The following is a 15197-nucleotide window of genomic DNA, read 5'->3' on the forward strand; positions in this document are numbered from 1 at the left end:
ACCTTGGCCGAACTGATAGCTATCTACGACCTCAAGGGGCTGAACTGCCCTTTGCCGGTCCTCAAGGCGAAAAAGCGCCTGGCCGGGATGCAGCCCGGCAGCAGGCTCTGGCTCGAAACCACCGACCCTCTGGCTGTTATCGATATTCCTGCCTTCTGCGCCGACAGCGGACATCAATTGATCGAGACGGCGGCGATGTCCGGTGGCCATCGCTTTCTGGTCGAACGCGGCGAATACCAATCGTAGGAGGCTAACGTCCGGCGATCGCCAGCGGATTGTTTTCCAGCGCCGCGCGGTCGGGCGTGTCGACCGACGGCCGGTTGGTGAAGGCGGCGAACAGCCGGCGCACATAGTCTTCCGGCATGTCGAGCGTAATCAGCACCAGCCGCGTGCCGCGCTGGCTGTCCGGCCAGAACGGCAATCGCACCGGCGGATGCAGGATCTTCTGGACGCCATGCACGACCAAGGGCCGCGACGGATCCTCCTGCAATTCGATGACGCCCTTCATCCGCAGCAGGTGCTCGCCATGTGTGGAACGCAGGAGATCGAGGAACATCTCGATGGCTGAAAACGGCACCGGCCCGTCATGCACCAGCGAATGGGTTTTTACGCGCTGATCGTGGCGATGGGCATGGTCATGGTCATGATGGTCATGGTGGTGATGATCATGCGTGGCCTCTTCGCCGAGCCAGCGCCGCACGTCGGCGGACTTGGTCGCAGGATTGTAGAGACCGCAGTCGAACAATGCGGCCACCCCGGTTTTCGCCTCCCCGGCATCGAGCAGTCGTGCCCCGGGATTGATCTGCCGCAAGCGCGCGCGCAGCGTGTCGAGGTCGCCGTGATCGGTGGCCAGATCGGCCTTGGAGATGACGATGCGGTCGGCCACGGCGACCTGCTTGACCGCCTCGACATGCGCATCGAGCGTAGCATTGCCGTTGACCGCATCCACCATGGTGATGACGCCGTCGAGCCGAAAGGCCTGGACCAGCGCCGGATGGGCCATGATCGACTGCAGCACCGGCGCCGGGTCGGCCAATCCCGTGGTCTCGACGATGACGCGGCCAAGCCGGGCGATACGGCCGGTCTGCAGCCGGTCGACCAGGTCGGCCAGCGTGTCGACAAGTTCGCCGCGCACCGTGCAGCACAGGCAACCGTCGGAAAGCTGGATGATGCCGTCGGAGGCCTGCTCGACCAGCAGGTGGTCGATCGCCACCTCACCGAGCTCGTTGATGATGACCGCGGTGTCGACGAGCGCCGGATCCTTCAGGAGCCGGTTGAGCAATGTCGTCTTGCCGGCGCCGAGAAAGCCGGTTAGCACCGAGACTGGGATCGGGAAACCGCTCATCTGGTTCTGCCTTCTAATTTGGGCATGATCTCTCGCGAAAGCCGGATTTCACTTTTTGGATCGTGCTCTAATTCGCGACCTTGGCCGGCTGGTCGCCTTGGGCGGCGGCACCCACGACTTTCGGGCCCGTGCCGGCGGGTACCGGCTTGTCGGGCCGCCAGGTCGGGATTGGCACGTCGGCATATTCCTGCGCGCCCTCGTCAAGCATCGCCTTCGGCGCCGGACCGGTGGCGCCGCCAAGGCCGACGGCAACCAGTGTCGGCACATGGTCGAGCTTCTCCCGATAGGGCGATTTAGGCTGGTCCTTGGCGGCGGCCGGCGGCGGCGCCTCGGACTGCTCCGCCTTCCTCTTCTTCTTGCAGACTTCGTCATGCATGTCGTTGGGCGAGATCAGATCACCGTAGGGAGCGAGCGTGGTGACGGTGGTGGACCCGGCGGCAGGTGCGTCAAAGCCCTGATCGAGCAATTTGGCCGCGGCTTCGGCGCGGCTGACCGCCGACTTCTCGCCAAGCACGACCGCCACCAGCGTACGTCCGTTGCGGGTCGCCGACCCGATCATGTTGAAGCCCGACGGGCAGACAAAGCCGGTCTTCATGCCGTCGGCGCCGGGATACCGGCCGATCAGGAGATTGTAGTTCGGAATGGCCCTATTGCCGACCGCGAGCCCCTCGATCGAGAACCACGGCGCATATCGCGGGAACTCGCGGCGGATCGCCATCACCAGGATCGAAAGGTCGCGTGCCGTCGTGTACTGGTCGGGCGAGTAAAGGCCGTTCGGGTTGACGAAATGGGTGCCGTTCATGCCGAGCCTAGCCGCCTCGGCATTCATCCTTTCAGCGAAGGCGGCCTGCGAGCCGCCGACATTCTCGCCGACCGCCATGGCGATGTCGTTGGCCGACTTGACCAGCATCATCTTCAGCGCATTGTCGAGCCGCATCACCGAGCCGGGCTTGAAACCCATCTTGCTTGGCGGTTCGCCGGCGGAATGTTTGGTCACTTTGATCGGCGAATCGAGCTGGACTTCTCCGGCCGCGATCGCCCGGAAGGTCACATAGGCGGTCATCAGCTTGCTGAGCGAGGCCGGATACCAGCGCTTGAAGGCATCCTGGTGCTGCAGGATCTGGCCGCTCTTCAGGTCGAAGACCACCACCGGATTGGCCAGCGCTGGCCCAGCCAGGACGGACAGCATGATTGCGCCAGCCGGGAATAGTTTGAGGAAATGCCTGTACCGCATGATCGAATCCGAAATCGCCTCTTGCCCTGATTGCCCCTGGCTCCGTAAGATTTCATTACGTGACCGCCAGCATAAGGATCCGACCCTCAAAAACCGGACCGCATTATTGCGGTGCTATTTACCCTATGTGACGCCAACATGGCAAAGCGCCTGACAATCACAATTGCAAGGCACCCCGGGCCCAATTGCAAACCACCAGGCTGAAGCCGGCTGCACCAACAACGAAATGGAACCATCATGCCAATCCTCAACCGCGCCGCCGAAATGCAGGACGAAGTCGCCGGCTGGCGACGGCATTTGCACCAGACGCCAGAACTGAACTTCGATGTCTTCAAGACGGCGGCCTTCGTCACCGAAAAGCTGAAAGAGTTCGGCTGCGACGATGTGGTGACCGGCCTCGGCAAGACGGGCGTCGTCGGCATCATTCGCGGCCGTCAGGGGGAAGGCCCCACAATCGGGTTGCGCGCCGACATGGATGCACTGCCGCTCAAGGAGATCACCGGCAAGCCCTACGCCTCGACCGTTCCGGGCAAGATGCATGCCTGCGGCCATGACGGCCACACCGCGATGCTGCTCGGCGCGGCGAAATATCTCGCCGAGACGCGCAACTTCACGGGCTGCGTGGCGGTGATTTTCCAGCCGGCGGAAGAAGGCGGCGGCGGCGGAAACGAGATGGTCAAGGACGGCATGATGGAGCGTTTCGACATCGCTAAAGTGTTCGGCATGCACAACATGCCCGGCCTGCCGGTCGGCCAGTTCGCCATCCGTCCGGGCCCGATCATGGCGGCGACGGCCGAATTCACTATCACCGTGAAAGGCCGGGGCGGCCATGCGGCGATGCCGCACGGCACGATTGATCCGATCGTCATCACCAGCCAGTTGGTCGGCGCCTTGCAGACGATCGCCTCGCGCAGCACCGATCCGGTCGAGGCGGTGGTGGTGTCGGTGACCAAGTTCCACGCCGGCGACGCCTACAACATCATCCCGGAATCGGCCGAGATCGCCGGCACCGTGCGCACGCTGAAGAAGGAAGTGGCCAGGAAATCGGAAGAGCGGATCCGCGCCATCTGCGCGGGACTTGCCACCGCCTACGGCGCGACGATCGAGGTCGACTACGACGCGAACTACCCGGTGACGTTCAATCATGCGGATGAGACGGTCTTCGCCAGCGATGTGGCCGCCGACGTGGCGGGCGATGCCCAGGTGCACCGCGAGATCCAGCCGGTGATGGGCGGCGAGGATTTCTCCTACATGCTGGAAGCCCGGCCTGGAGCCTTCATCTTCATCGGCAATGGCGAGACCGCCGGTCTCCACAATCCGGCCTACGACTTCAACGACGAAGCCATCCCGCACGGCATGAGCTATTGGGTGAAACTGGCGGAGACGGCGCTAGCCGCCTGAGGCCGGTCTTATAAAGCGCCGGCCGAATTGCGTTCGGCCGGCCCTCTTGGCGAAACGATCCGAAGCGGCTATGTGTCGGGCCGCGTGGTCCCGTAGCTCAGTAGGATAGAGCGGCAGATTCCTAATCTGTAGGTCACAGGTTCGATTCCTGTCGGGATCACCATGCTTTCAATTTTACGATGGCTGCGTGCAGTAAGCTGCCCGGTTGGCGACCCGCTTTCTACACGTCACTTGCCGACATAGGCGGCCAATTCATCGGGCGTCCCCATCGGGAATGCCTGCTTGAGGTAGTCGAGAAACGCGGACACCCGAGCGCTTAGCAGCCGCCTGGACGGGTAGAGCGCCCACAAGGTGATGTCGCCTCCCTCGACATCACCCCAATGTATCAGCGAGCCGTCGGCTATGTCGTGGCTGACAAGCGACACGGGGAGGCGGCCCGCACCGACCCCCGCTCGCACCGCACCCCGGACCATGATCAGCGATGACAGGGTCAGGACTGGCTGGATCGCGATAGTTGCCCGGCCAGTGGGCGTCTTCACGGCCCAGATCGGTCGATCGCCGGCCGTGCGCACGACCGCGGGAGCGGGGTGGTGTCCGGGCGGCCGCGCGAGGTCAGGGCTTGCCACGACCACCAGCCGATCGCGCAGGAAGACTCGTCCGACGAGGCTGTCATCCGGATCGGGATTGACCCTGATCACCAGATCAAATCCCTCCTCGATCATGTCGACGGAGCGGTCTTCCGTCGACACATCGAGCCTGACTTCCGGATACCTCAGCGCGAATCCGGCGGCGATCTTTCCCATCGCGGTCTGCGAAAAAACCAGTGGCGCGCTGATCCGCAACCTGCCTCGCGGCCTTTCACCTCCCGAGGAGATCGCTGCGGCTGTCTCGTCGAGTTCGGTAAGCAGCCGGCCCGCACGTTCGTATAGCGCGCGCCCTTCCTCCGTCAGCTTGAGCATGCGTGCGCCGCGTTCGAACAGGCGCAGACCAAGGCTGGCCTCAAGCTCCGCGACCCGACGCGACAGCGTCGCCTTAGGACGAGCGGCAGCGCGGGCGGCACGCCCGAAGCCGCCGTGGCGCGCCACGATGACGAAATCAGCGAGAGCAACCAGATCGATGTGTTCCACCAGTGATACGCTGCGTTCAAATATCACACCTATTGGCCCATGTGTGAACCACTCATATTGGGGTCGTCAAGCAACCCAACTCGGAGAAACAATCATGACTATCCTCGTTACCGGCGCCACTGGCCGTGTCGGCCGCCAAGTCGTCCAGCAGCTCGTCAAGCGCGGCGCCGATGTGCGCGTCCTCGTTCGCGACATCTCGAAGGCTGACTTTCCGGCCGTTGTAGAGGTCGTGCAAGGCGAACTGCTCGATATCGACTCGCTGCGCAAAGCGTTTGCTGGCGTCAACACACTGTTCCTGCTCAACGCGGTGTCGGGGGACGAATTCACCCAGGCGCTCATCACCCTGAACATTGCCCGCGAGTCAGGCGTCGAGCGGGTTGTCTACCTGTCGGTGATCCACAGCGATGGTTTCGTCAACGTGCCGCATTTCGCCGTGAAGTCCGGCGCGGAGCGGATGATCGAACAGATGGGCTTCAGCGCCACTATCCTGCGCCCGGCCTACTTCATCGACAATGAACTCATGATCAAGGATGTCATCTTCAACCATGGGATCTATCCGATGCCGATCGGAGCCAAGGGCATCGCCATGGTCGACGCCCGCGACATTGCCGAGGTCGCAGCCGTCGAGCTGGTCCGTCGTGACCAGGCCCCGGGCAAGCTGCCGATCGAAATCATCAATCTGGTCGGCCCCGATACGCTGACTGGCTCGGATGTAGCGGCGATTTGGTCGGATGTCCTGGGCCGCCCGATTGCCTATGGCGGCGATGATCCTACCGGGTTCGAGCAGAATCTGGCGAACATCATGCCCAAGTGGATGGCCTATGAAATGCGCCTGATGGCCGAGCGCTATGTCGCCGACGGCATGCTTCCTGGGGCCGGCGACGTCGAGCGTTTGACAGGGATCCTGGGCCGCCCGCTGCACTCCTATCGCAACTTCGCGACTGAGCTTGCAGCATCGGTCTGAGGCCAACCGCATTCGCGCTCAGCCTCAAGCAGCTGGTAGTTCTATGGCTGGAATCAATCCTACTTGGGCTTGTCGCTCGGCGTCCATTTGAAGTGGTCGCCGTCTTTCTCGATCTGCCCAATACCGGGGAACGGAAAGTGCGGTGCGAAGATCATCTCGTGGTCCTTGGCCAGCGTGGCCAAGGTCTTGGCCCTGTTCTGCTCACCTTCCGGCTTGTCGCCGTCGAAGGCCACGGCCCAGTCCGGCTTGGCGAGCGAGATGATTGAGCTGTGCACCGTGTCGCCAATATCGAACAGCCGTTCTTTTCCGGACTTTATCTGATAGCCGACATGGCCGGGTGTGTGTCCCTTGAGCGTTACCGAGGTGATGCCAGGCGCGACCTGGGCGCCGGCCTTGAACGGTTTCACATGGTCGGCGATGACCTTGACGATGTCGGCCGCATCCTTGTTGGACTTGGCAAAATCCCACTCCACGTCAGACATCCTTATCGTGGCGTTGGGAAAAGCCAGTTTGCCATCCTTGACCAGCCCTCCTATGTGGTCGGGATGAGAATGGGTGATCAATATCTCGCCGATGTCAGCGGGTTTGATGCCGGCCTTGGCCAGGCTGTCCTGCAGCGCGCCCCCGACACCCGTGTCGATCAATACGACACTGGTCTTCGATTTGACCAGTACGGCGTCGACGCTCAGCGTGATGGTATCGGTCGGCGCTCCCGCCGCCTTGAGCAGCTCGCCGACTTCCGCGGGGCTGTGATCGAGGCCGAAGGTCTTGCCGTCGTTGGGCTTGACGAACTGGGCGTCGTGCAGGGCGACGATGTCGAGTGTGCCAAGCTTGAATGACCTGGCATCCGGCTGCTGCGCCGGCATCTGCGCCATTGCCAGCCCCTGATGGAGCAGCACCAAAGTCGTTGTGGCCAACAGCCTGGTGGAATTGAACCTTGTCATGCGGGTATCCTCTGGCCGCGGAGGCGCGACGGTACCGGGAAGACAGCTGGTGCGGCGGACAATTCCGGGGTTGGCCGATCACAAATTCGCTAGGGATATAGGTCTCGGGCACGGTCCGGCAATGGCGACCCGTCGCCGATAGCCCTTCCTGGGACGGCTCGGCAGGCTGGGCATGGCGCATAGGCCAGAGGGCCCTATTCGTCCGCGCTCAGTGTCGGCTCACTTCGCCTGGACCATCGGCGACGCCCACGCGATGACGGTAGACCATTTCCCAGCCCTTCCAGCCCGTGAACAGAAGAATGAGAACCACGATCAGCGAGAGGACCAGGCCGGTGGGTACCACCGCCGTCTCGCCATGGGCATAGCGAGAGTACCAGTTGTAGAGTTCGATCAGGACGACGAGCACATTGCCGCCGGCGTGGAGCCACGCGTCACGCAAATTGCGGACTTGAACATCGCCAAGGACATCGGTCAGCCCGGCAAGAGCTGCCAAGGCGGCCATTATCAGGCCCGCCCCAAGCAGCCAGAGACTGGCGCTCACCCATCCCGGATTGCCTGTTCGCCAGAAGATCAGGTCGCAAACGAAGGTGGCGACGAAGAAAGCGATCGGGAAAGGGATCAGCATGGGATGGATCGGGTGGCCGGCAATGCTTGCCGTGCTTTGCGGGTTGCGGGCCAAGGTAATGCCTCCAAAGGCAGTCGCGCGCGACTGCGGTGCATCTCTGAAAGACAGTGTGACGTAAAACGCCGGCTGCAGCTGAATGTTCCACAACCCAAAGCGGCAGAGCTCCGAAGCGGAAAGGCGCGCGGGAACAAACCGGTCAGGTGGCGGAGCTGGTTGAGTGAAGTCGTGGGCGGATAGCTTGCCGCAATAGGCGCAAAGCAATCCGTGCTTACCCCCATGGCGAATCATGGCGGGCTTGCTTCGGCTGTGATCGGGCCGGCTCAGCCGACCCGCACGACAAAATGCTTGGTCACCGGCTCGATGATCTTCCAGGTGCCCTTGAAATCGGCTTCCACCACGAAGGCGTCGCCGGGGCCGACCTCGACTGGGGTGCCGCCGTCGGGCGTGATGATGATGCGGCCGGCGATCATGTGCACGAACTCATAATCGGTGTAGGTCGCATGATAGGTGCCTGGCGACGCACGCCAGGTTCCCGATATCACCTTGCCATCCGAAGTCGTGTGCTGGACGGCGGTCTGCATGGTCGGTTGGCCCTCGACCGCGATCCAGCCAGGCAGATCGCCAGCTTCCGCGTGCTCGACCGCGCCGAATTTCAGGATGGTCTTGTTCGTCATGCCGGGCTCCGTTTGCTTCATGTGTGCTGCGGGTCGGATAGCCGATGCACATGACGGGGGCAATGCCGTGCCATGCGAAACAGGCACGGCCGCACATTCGGGCTGACCGGCGCGAGCTGGAGTGGTTATGGCTTGTGCCGTGCCGAGACCAGCTCTGCCTTGCGTTGCGCCGTTTCCAGCCCAAGGCCGATGAAGGCACGCGCGTGCTTGGCGAGCGCCATGTTGTCGGTCCACAGATTGCGCCAGATCGCCGTCTTCTTCGACAGGTTCTCGTCGACAATCTCCGAGGAGAAGGATTCGAAGCTGAGATCGTCGGCATAGCCGATTGCGGTCAGCGCATCGAAAATCCCCGCGAAATCGATGTTGCCGGTGCCGAGGAAGCCGCGATGGCTCTCGCCGATATGGACATAGCCGATCTTGGCGGCGGCGTGGCGGATGGCGAGCCCGACATCGGCTTCCTCGATGTTCATGTGGAACGTGTCGAGATGCAGGAAGATGTTGTCCGACCCCGTGTCCTCGATGAAGGCCAACCCTTGCGCGGCGGTGTTGAGCAGGTTGCTTTCGAAGCGGTTGACGATTTCGAGGTTGAGCGTGACGCCGGCTGCCTTCGCCGTCTCGGCGACCTTTGCCAGCGTTGCCGCGCTGCGGTTCCATTGATCGCGTGTCGGTGCCTCGATCTGCAGGCCATGGCTGGTCGAAAGAATGCCGGCGACCTTGCTGCCGCCAAGGTCGCGCGTCAGCGCGACGGTGTCGCTGAGGATCTCGACGCCGCGCGCGGCGATCGCCTTGTCGGCGCTCGAAATATCGCCGTCACCAGGCAATCCGATGCTGATCGCGACGCCGAGACCAAGATCGGCGATGCGTTTGGCAAGCCCGTCAATATCGACATTGGCGGGGTCGAGATAAGAGAATTCGATCAGGTCGAAACCGGCCTCCCTGGTATTGGCCAGCGTGCGTTCGAGTTCGCCCTGCGCCGAGCTTGCCGACCAGACGAAGGAATGGATTCCGATGCGCGACATGATCGTCTCCGGTTAAAGCAATTCTCCGTCCGGAATTGCGTAAAACAAAGAGTTAAGCGGCGAGGAGAATGGTGCGGCCGGATCGCTCCGGCCGCACCGGCCTTGGGAGGCTTAGCGGGCCGCGGTCCAGCCCTTGTAGTCCTTCAGGTTCTCGGCCGTGATCAGCTTCGGGTCGAGCAGTACGGTGGCCTCGGCCGGCTTCTTGCCGGCGAGCAGGTCGGCCGCCATGGTGAGCGACTGGCCGGCCATCACATAGGGATCCTGCGAGGCCGAGGCCTTGATCATCGATTTGCCGGAAGAAAGTTCCTTCTCGATATCCGGCGCCCCGTCGACCGCAGTGAAGATGAACTCCGAACGGTTGAGCTGCTTGGCGGCGAGCTCCGCGCCGATCGCCGTCGGATCGTTGATGGCGAACACCGCGTCGATCTTGTCGAAACGGGTGAGCAGCGACTGGAACACTTTCAAGCCGCCATCGCGGGAGCCTTCGGCGTTCTGGTCGTCGGACAGGATCTTGATGTCGGGATGCTGGGCAAGCACGTTCTTGCAGCCTTTCACCCGTTCCAGGATCGACGACGACGCCGGCCCGTTGAGGATGACGTAGTCGCCCTTGCCGCCGGTGTGGTCGACCAGGTATTGGCAGGCTTCCTCGCCGGCCTTGACGTTGTTGGTCATCACCGTGACGTCGGCACCGGGCGCCGAAACGTCGAAGGCCGCGACGATGATGCCGGCTGCCTGCGCCTTCTTCACCGCCGGAGCGATCGCCTTGGCATCGACCGCGTTCAGCATGATCACGTCAACGCCGGCGGCGATGAAGGAATCGACCTGCGAGACCTGCTTGTTGAGGTCGTAGTCGGCCGATACCGACGTCACCTCGACCTTCGGATTGATCTTCCTGGCCGCGTCCTCGATGCCCTTGATGGTGGCGACGAAGAAGGGGTTGCCGAGCAGGCCGACCGAGATGCCGACCTTGTTGAGGTCCTTGGCCGATGCCGGCGCGATGACGACGGCCGCAAGGGCGGCGCCGCAGAGCAGTTTGGCGATGGTCTTCATTACGCTTACTTCCTCCTGATGCCCCGCGCCTCTCACGGTGCGTTACACAAGCCGGTCGTTGATGCCGGCGACTAGGTCACTCACGTTCTTGCTCCTGCCTGGAGCCGGTAGCGGTCGAGGGCGACCGCCACGATGATGACCAATCCCTTGATGATGTACTGCCAGATGTCAGAGACACCGGCCAAGATGAGGCCGTTGGAGAGCACCGCGATGATCAGGCCGCCGATCAGCGTGCCCCAGATCGAGCCGACGCCGCCGACGAAACTGGTGCCGCCGAGAATGACGGCGGCGATGGCGTCGAGTTCGTAGCTTTGCCCGAGCTGCAGGCCGTTGGCGGCGTAGAGCCTTGCCGCCGACATGGCGCCGCCAAGGCCGGCAAGCAGGCCGGAAACGCCATAGACGAAGAGCAGCACCAGCGGCACCTTGATGCCGGTCAGTCGAGCTGCCTCGGCATTGCCGCCGACGGCATAAATCCAGGTGCCGAGCACCGTGCGCTTCAGCACCAGCCAGGACAGCACCACCACCGACAGGGCGATGACGACGAGCCAGGGAATGCCGAGCACCGAGCCGTTGCCGATGAAGTCGAACGGCAGGTCGGAGTTGAACACCGTCGTGTCCTGCCCGAGCAGGCGGGCAATGCCGCGCACGGCTGTCAGCGAACCCAGCGTGACGATGAACGGCGGCAACCTGATATAGGCGATGAGCAGCCCGTTGATGAGCCCGAAGCCGAGCCCCGCCAGGATGGCCGCCGGCACGCCGAGCAGGCCCCAGTCCGGCACCAGCGACACCAGCACCGCCACCATCGCGGCCGCTGCGAGGATAGAGCCGACCGACAGGTCGATGCCGCCGGTCAGGATGACGAATGTCATGCCGGCGGCAAGCACGATGTTGATCGACGATTGCTGCGTGACGATGAGCAGGTTGGTGCCGGTGAGGAAGCGCGGATTGATGAACTGGAAGCCGGCCGCCAGCAGCACCAGCACGGGCAGCATGCCAAGGGCGGCAAATGTGGTGCGCAGCCGCCGGCTCCTGACCGCCGCCTGATCCACACTCTTCGTCGCGGTCGTCCTGTCTGTCATCGCTGAGACGCTCCCGTCGCAAGTTCCATGATCGCTTCCTGACGAAGCGGCTCGCCTCCGGATGCCGTCACCTCGCCTGATATGGCGCCGTCGCGCATCACCAGCACGCGGTCGGCGACGCCGATCACCTCGGGCAATTCGCTTGATATCATCAGGATGGCGATGCCCCGGTTGGCGAGATTGTCGATCAGCCGATAGATTTCCGATTTGGCCCCGACATCGACGCCGCGGGTCGGCTCGTCGAGGATGACGACCTTCGGCTCGGTCTCCAGAAGGCGCGCGAGCAGCACTTTCTGCTGGTTGCCGCCCGACAGCGAGCCGGCATTGGCCTGCGCCGAGTTGGTGCGGATCGACAGGTCGGCAATGGCCTTTGCCGCACGCCTGTCGGCGGCCGTGAAATCGCGAAGGCCGCCGGCTCGCGCGTCCCTGACAAGTACGCCCATGCTGATGTTGTCCGAAATGGACATATCGAGGAACAGGCCGAGTTCCTTGCGGTCCTCGGTGAGGTAGGCGATGCCGGCATCGAGCGCCTCGCGCGGCGAGCCGATGGTTATGGGCTTGCCGTCGAGCTCCATCGTGCCGGCGCTGCGTTTGTCGGCACCGAAGATCAGCCGGGCAAGCTCCGTGCGGCCCGAGCCGACGAGGCCCGCCAATGCCAGCACCTCGCCGTGATGAAGATCGAACGAACAGTTCTTCAGCAGGTGCGCGTCGGACATGCCGCGCACCGAGAGCGCGATGGCGCGTTTTCCGTCTGGAGGGCGATGATCCTTCTTGTAGAAGGCGGAGAGATCGCGGCCGACCATCATCGACACCAGGCGCGAGGCGTTGAGGTCGGCGCGATCGAGCGTACCGACATAGCCGCTGTCGCGCAGCACGCTGACGCGGTCGGCAAGTTGGTAGACTTCCTCCATGCGGTGGCTGATGTAGATGATGGCGATGCCTTGCGCCTTCAGCGTCGCGATCACCTCGAACAGGCGGTCGGTCTCGCGCGAGGTGAGCGATGTGGTCGGCTCGTCCATGACGATGATGCGCGCATTGGTCGACAGCGCCCGGGCGATCTCGACCAGCTGGCGCTCGCCGAGCGACAGGCCGGAGACCAAAGCGCGCGCCGAGAAGGAGACACCGAGCCGATCGACGATCTCTGCGGCGCGCCGGTTGCACTGGTCGCGGTCGACGATGCCGAAACGGCGCGGCTCGTTGCCGAGGAAGATGTTCTGCGCCACGGTCAGATTGGGCGCCAACGACAGTTCCTGATAGATCACCGCGATGCCGGCAGCACGCGCCTTGATCGGATCGCCCGTCGCGGCGGGCGCGCCATCGATCAGGATCTCGCCGCCGGGATCCGGCCGATAGGCGCCGGACAGCACCTTCATCAGCGTCGACTTGCCGGCGCCGTTCTCGCCCATCAGCGCATGCAGTTCGCCGGCGTGGACGCTGAGCGAGACGTCCTGCAGGGCACGGATCGCGCCGAAGGTCTTCGAGATGTGGCGCATCTCCAGCACCGGCTGGCGCGCCGCTAGCGTCCGCACCGCCGCGCTCATCGTTCACCACCCGCCGCCTTGGCGGCGGCACCATGCCGGGCAATGAGATCGCGCCAAGCGTCGCGATAGCCGGCAAGCCCGCCGAATCGTGTCGCCTGCACCGGCTCCGGCAGCTCGGCGGCGAAGTCGCGCCCCACGCTCTCGAAGGCGAGCGCGGCGGCACCCGTGGCGCTGCCTTCGAGCGAAGCACCTTGCAGGAAACCCTGGCCGGGACGCAGCTGCGCCAGGAGCCCGGCGAGCAAGCCGCCAGTGTTCAGCCCGCCATCGACGATGACGGTATTGTCGGAATGGATGAGGTCGAGGCAGAGATCGATCATCAGCGCCACATAGAGCAGCGCCACGGCAGCGCGTTCACCGGCATCGGGCGTGCGCCCGGCCAACCGGCCGGGGCGATCCGGCATCGGCCCGCCCGCCGCGAAGCTCGGAAGCGCCATGAGGCCGGCATCGATCGCCTGTTGGATCGAGCGATGCGGGATCGCGCCTTGCCAGTCGCAGCTTATGACGGCGAATTCGCGCCCGCCCATGAAGCGGATGGTCGGCACTGGACCACCGTCGACATCGACATTGACCAGCATGTCGCGCTCACGGTCGAGCGCTTCGAGCGGACAGTCGGGGTTGAGCACGACGACCCAGGTGCCGGTCGACACGACAGTCAGCGGGCCGAGCTCCTGGCGTCGATAGGCATGCAGCGCCGCATTGGAGTCGTGAACGCCGTTGTGGATGGCGACCGGGCGCCCGGCACCACCGAAGCGCTGCTCGCCGATGACGGCGCCGGCACGTTCGAAAGCCGGCATCTGGCCACGCCAGCCCTCGGCGTCGACCAGCGAGGAGAAATCACGTTTGCGCGGGGCCCACAAATGCGAATGGCAGCCGAGATAGGAAACCTCGCAGACCGGCCGGCCGCCAAGGCGCCAGCTCCAGTATTGGGGATAGCCGAGGATCCATTTCGCCGCCGCGAACGCGTCGGGATCGACTTCCTGCAGCCATAGCATGTGACGGCCATAGTTGAAGCCGAGCGGCAGGCGGGGAGAGAACGTCTCGCCGAAATCCGGGATGCGGCGGTCGATCCGCGCGGCAATTTCGGCCGGTGGCTCCTGTTCGTAGTCGAGGATCGGATGGGTCAGCGCCTTGTCGTCGACAAGAGCGAAGGTACAGCCATGGCCCGACACCATCACCCCTTCGACACCATGGTTTTCGACCGCGTCGGCGACGGCACCGAACGCCCAGTTATGGAGGGCGGCCTCGTCGAGCACGCTGAAGCCGCCTTGGCGCGCCCATTTCGGTTGCGTCCGGCGCTCGTCGAGAATGCGTCCGTCCTGGCCGAAGACGAACAGCTTCGAATTGGTCTTGCCGAAGTCGAGCACCGCCAGGTTCACGCGAGGGCTCCCGAGGTTGAAGCGATCCGCACCATGACGCCGGCATCCTCCAGCATGCGCGCATCGGCATCGGAGAGCCCGTCATCGGTCACCAGCGTGCCGATGCGCGACAGCGGCAGCGCGACGTTGCGCGCGTGGATCGACAGCTTGCGGCTGTCGGCCAGCACCACGATCTGGTCGGCGCACAGGCTGAGCTCGACGATGGACCGCACCAGCAGCGGATGCGATTCCAGCAGCCCTTCCTGGTTGAGCCCCTGTGTGCCGAGAAAGAATTTCGAGGCATAGAAGGACGTCGCCTGGGTCGGCGAATGGATGATGCCGGGTTCACGGTGCAGGTCGCCGCCGGCAACCGTCAGGCTGCAATGGCCATGGTCGCTGAGATAGGCCGCGAGCGGCATCGAATTGGTGTAGAGCCGGATGTTGCGGTCGGCGAGCTTGACGCCGAGATGGAAGCAGGTCGAGCCGCCATGGACGATGACCGCGTCGCCATCGCGCACCATGGTCGCGGCGACCGCCGCGATCTGCCGTTTGGCTTCGACGGCAAGGTCGCGGTTCTCGTCATAGGGCCGGGCATAGGCGACGCCCGCATGCGAGGCGCCATCGAGCGCCGAAATGCCGCCATAGACCTTGCGGGCCTCACCGGCCTCGTCGATCCGGTCGATATCGCGCCTGACCGTCGCCGCCGAAACGCCGAGCCGCTCCTGCAACTCGCGCACGGAGGCAAACGGGCGATCCCGCAGCAATTCGACGATCTGACGCTGGCGGCCGAGGTCGCTCAACCTTTCCTCCCTGACGCCATTTCTATGGCAATTGGTGCA

General features: G+C 63.8%; 15 protein-coding genes and 1 tRNA gene. 4 read left to right on the forward strand and 12 right to left on the reverse strand.

The genetic code is table 11. From position 1 onward, the window contains the following. The first annotated feature begins 3 nt into the window (after nt 1–3). Nucleotides 4–246, forward strand: a complete 243-nt coding sequence (locus FJ527_RS20770; protein ID WP_015315491.1) for a sulfurtransferase TusA family protein — start codon at nt 4–6, stop codon at nt 244–246. 4 nt (nt 247–250) lie between these two features. Here FJ527_RS20770 and FJ527_RS20775 read toward each other — a convergent pair whose 3' ends face one another. Next, nucleotides 251–1345 carry a GTP-binding protein gene (locus FJ527_RS20775; protein ID WP_140823993.1) on the reverse strand — a complete coding sequence of 365 codons (1095 nt, stop codon included), beginning with the start codon at nt 1343–1345 and terminating at the stop codon, nt 251–253. 67 nt (nt 1346–1412) lie between these two features. Then, nucleotides 1413–2579, reverse strand: coding sequence for a D-alanyl-D-alanine carboxypeptidase family protein (locus FJ527_RS20780; protein ID WP_140823994.1), 1167 nt, complete (start codon nt 2577–2579; stop codon nt 1413–1415). A 237-nt stretch (nt 2580–2816) separates the two neighbouring features. On the opposite strand from FJ527_RS20780, the gene FJ527_RS20785 reads away from it, so the two are divergent. Next, on the forward strand, nt 2817–3980 hold the full coding sequence (locus FJ527_RS20785) for a M20 aminoacylase family protein (RefSeq protein ID WP_140823995.1): 1164 nt from the start codon (nt 2817–2819) through the stop codon (nt 3978–3980). Nucleotides 3981–4066: 86 nt separating this feature from the next. Then, nucleotides 4067–4143, forward strand: a tRNA-Arg gene (locus FJ527_RS20790). 64 nt (nt 4144–4207) lie between these two features. Here FJ527_RS20790 and FJ527_RS20795 read toward each other — a convergent pair. Continuing rightward, nucleotides 4208–5098: a LysR family transcriptional regulator gene (locus FJ527_RS20795; protein WP_140824014.1), complete on the reverse strand. Its 891-nt coding sequence runs from the start codon at nt 5096–5098 to the stop codon at nt 4208–4210. 103 nt (nt 5099–5201) lie between these two features. Between FJ527_RS20795 and FJ527_RS20800 the strand changes: the two genes are divergently transcribed. Next, nucleotides 5202–6071 carry an NmrA/HSCARG family protein gene (locus tag FJ527_RS20800; RefSeq protein WP_140824015.1) on the forward strand — a complete coding sequence of 290 codons (870 nt, stop codon included), beginning with the start codon at nt 5202–5204 and terminating at the stop codon, nt 6069–6071. Nucleotides 6072–6130: 59 nt separating this feature from the next. Here the strand turns inward: FJ527_RS20800 and FJ527_RS20805 are convergent, their stop codons facing one another. The 9 genes from FJ527_RS20805 to FJ527_RS20845 all read right to left on the reverse strand — a co-directional run bounded on the left by FJ527_RS20805 (nt 6131) and on the right by FJ527_RS20845 (nt 15158). Then, nucleotides 6131–7015 (reverse strand): MBL fold metallo-hydrolase, encoded by an 885-nt coding sequence (locus FJ527_RS20805; protein ID WP_140823996.1) that lies wholly within the window; start codon nt 7013–7015, stop codon nt 6131–6133. 208 nt (nt 7016–7223) lie between these two features. Next, nucleotides 7224–7694, reverse strand: a complete 471-nt coding sequence (locus tag FJ527_RS20810) for a DUF2231 domain-containing protein (protein WP_140824016.1) — start codon at nt 7692–7694, stop codon at nt 7224–7226. Nucleotides 7695–7960: 266 nt separating this feature from the next. Then, nucleotides 7961–8314 carry a cupin domain-containing protein gene (locus FJ527_RS20815; RefSeq protein WP_015315483.1) on the reverse strand — a complete coding sequence of 118 codons (354 nt, stop codon included), beginning with the start codon at nt 8312–8314 and terminating at the stop codon, nt 7961–7963. A gap of 125 nt (nt 8315–8439) precedes the next feature. After that, nucleotides 8440–9333, reverse strand: coding sequence for a sugar phosphate isomerase/epimerase (locus FJ527_RS20820; RefSeq protein WP_140712809.1), 894 nt, complete (start codon nt 9331–9333; stop codon nt 8440–8442). Between the two features lie 111 nt (nt 9334–9444). Then, the gene (locus tag FJ527_RS20825; protein ID WP_140720182.1) at nt 9445–10383 is read right to left on the reverse strand and encodes an ABC transporter substrate-binding protein; all 939 of its coding nucleotides are present in this window, start codon (nt 10381–10383) and stop codon (nt 9445–9447) included. Between the two features lie 80 nt (nt 10384–10463). Beyond that, complete coding sequence (locus tag FJ527_RS20830; protein WP_140720180.1) at nt 10464–11462, reverse strand: ribose ABC transporter permease; 999 nt, start codon at nt 11460–11462, stop codon at nt 10464–10466. After that, entirely contained in the window at nt 11459–13003 is a 1545-nt protein-coding gene (locus FJ527_RS20835) for a sugar ABC transporter ATP-binding protein (protein WP_140823997.1), read from the reverse strand. The genes FJ527_RS20830 and FJ527_RS20835 overlap by 4 nt, the downstream gene beginning before the upstream one ends. After that, nucleotides 13000–14379 carry a carbohydrate kinase gene (locus tag FJ527_RS20840; RefSeq protein ID WP_140823998.1) on the reverse strand — a complete coding sequence of 460 codons (1380 nt, stop codon included), beginning with the start codon at nt 14377–14379 and terminating at the stop codon, nt 13000–13002. Before FJ527_RS20840 ends, FJ527_RS20835 begins: the two co-directional genes overlap by 4 nt. After that, complete coding sequence (locus FJ527_RS20845) at nt 14376–15158, reverse strand: DeoR/GlpR family DNA-binding transcription regulator (RefSeq protein ID WP_015315477.1); 783 nt, start codon at nt 15156–15158, stop codon at nt 14376–14378. The genes FJ527_RS20840 and FJ527_RS20845 overlap by 4 nt, the downstream gene beginning before the upstream one ends. Nucleotides 15159–15197 lie beyond the last annotated feature (39 nt).

The sequence above is a fragment of the Mesorhizobium sp. B2-4-18 genome, from assembly GCF_006441385.1.
In the GTDB taxonomy this organism is placed as follows: Bacteria; Pseudomonadota; Alphaproteobacteria; order Rhizobiales; family Rhizobiaceae; genus Mesorhizobium; species Mesorhizobium australicum.

Coding starts and splice junctions, on each gene's coding strand:
- FJ527_RS20830 (WP_140720180.1), bottom strand. CDS start 11,462: ATGACAGACAGGACGACCGCGACGAAGAGTGTGGATCAGGCGGCGGTC.
- FJ527_RS20835 (WP_140823997.1), bottom strand. CDS start 13,003: ATGAGCGCGGCGGTGCGGACGCTAGCGGCGCGCCAGCCGGTGCTGGAG.
- FJ527_RS20785 (WP_140823995.1), top strand. CDS start 2,817: ATGCCAATCCTCAACCGCGCCGCCGAAATGCAGGACGAAGTCGCCGGC.
- FJ527_RS20775 (WP_140823993.1), bottom strand. CDS start 1,345: ATGAGCGGTTTCCCGATCCCAGTCTCGGTGCTAACCGGCTTTCTCGGC.
- FJ527_RS20825 (WP_140720182.1), bottom strand. CDS start 10,383: ATGAAGACCATCGCCAAACTGCTCTGCGGCGCCGCCCTTGCGGCCGTC.
- FJ527_RS20805 (WP_140823996.1), bottom strand. CDS start 7,015: ATGACAAGGTTCAATTCCACCAGGCTGTTGGCCACAACGACTTTGGTG.
- FJ527_RS20800 (WP_140824015.1), top strand. CDS start 5,202: ATGACTATCCTCGTTACCGGCGCCACTGGCCGTGTCGGCCGCCAAGTC.
- FJ527_RS20780 (WP_140823994.1), bottom strand. CDS start 2,579: ATGCGGTACAGGCATTTCCTCAAACTATTCCCGGCTGGCGCAATCATG.
- FJ527_RS20815 (WP_015315483.1), bottom strand. CDS start 8,314: ATGACGAACAAGACCATCCTGAAATTCGGCGCGGTCGAGCACGCGGAA.
- FJ527_RS20820 (WP_140712809.1), bottom strand. CDS start 9,333: ATGTCGCGCATCGGAATCCATTCCTTCGTCTGGTCGGCAAGCTCGGCG.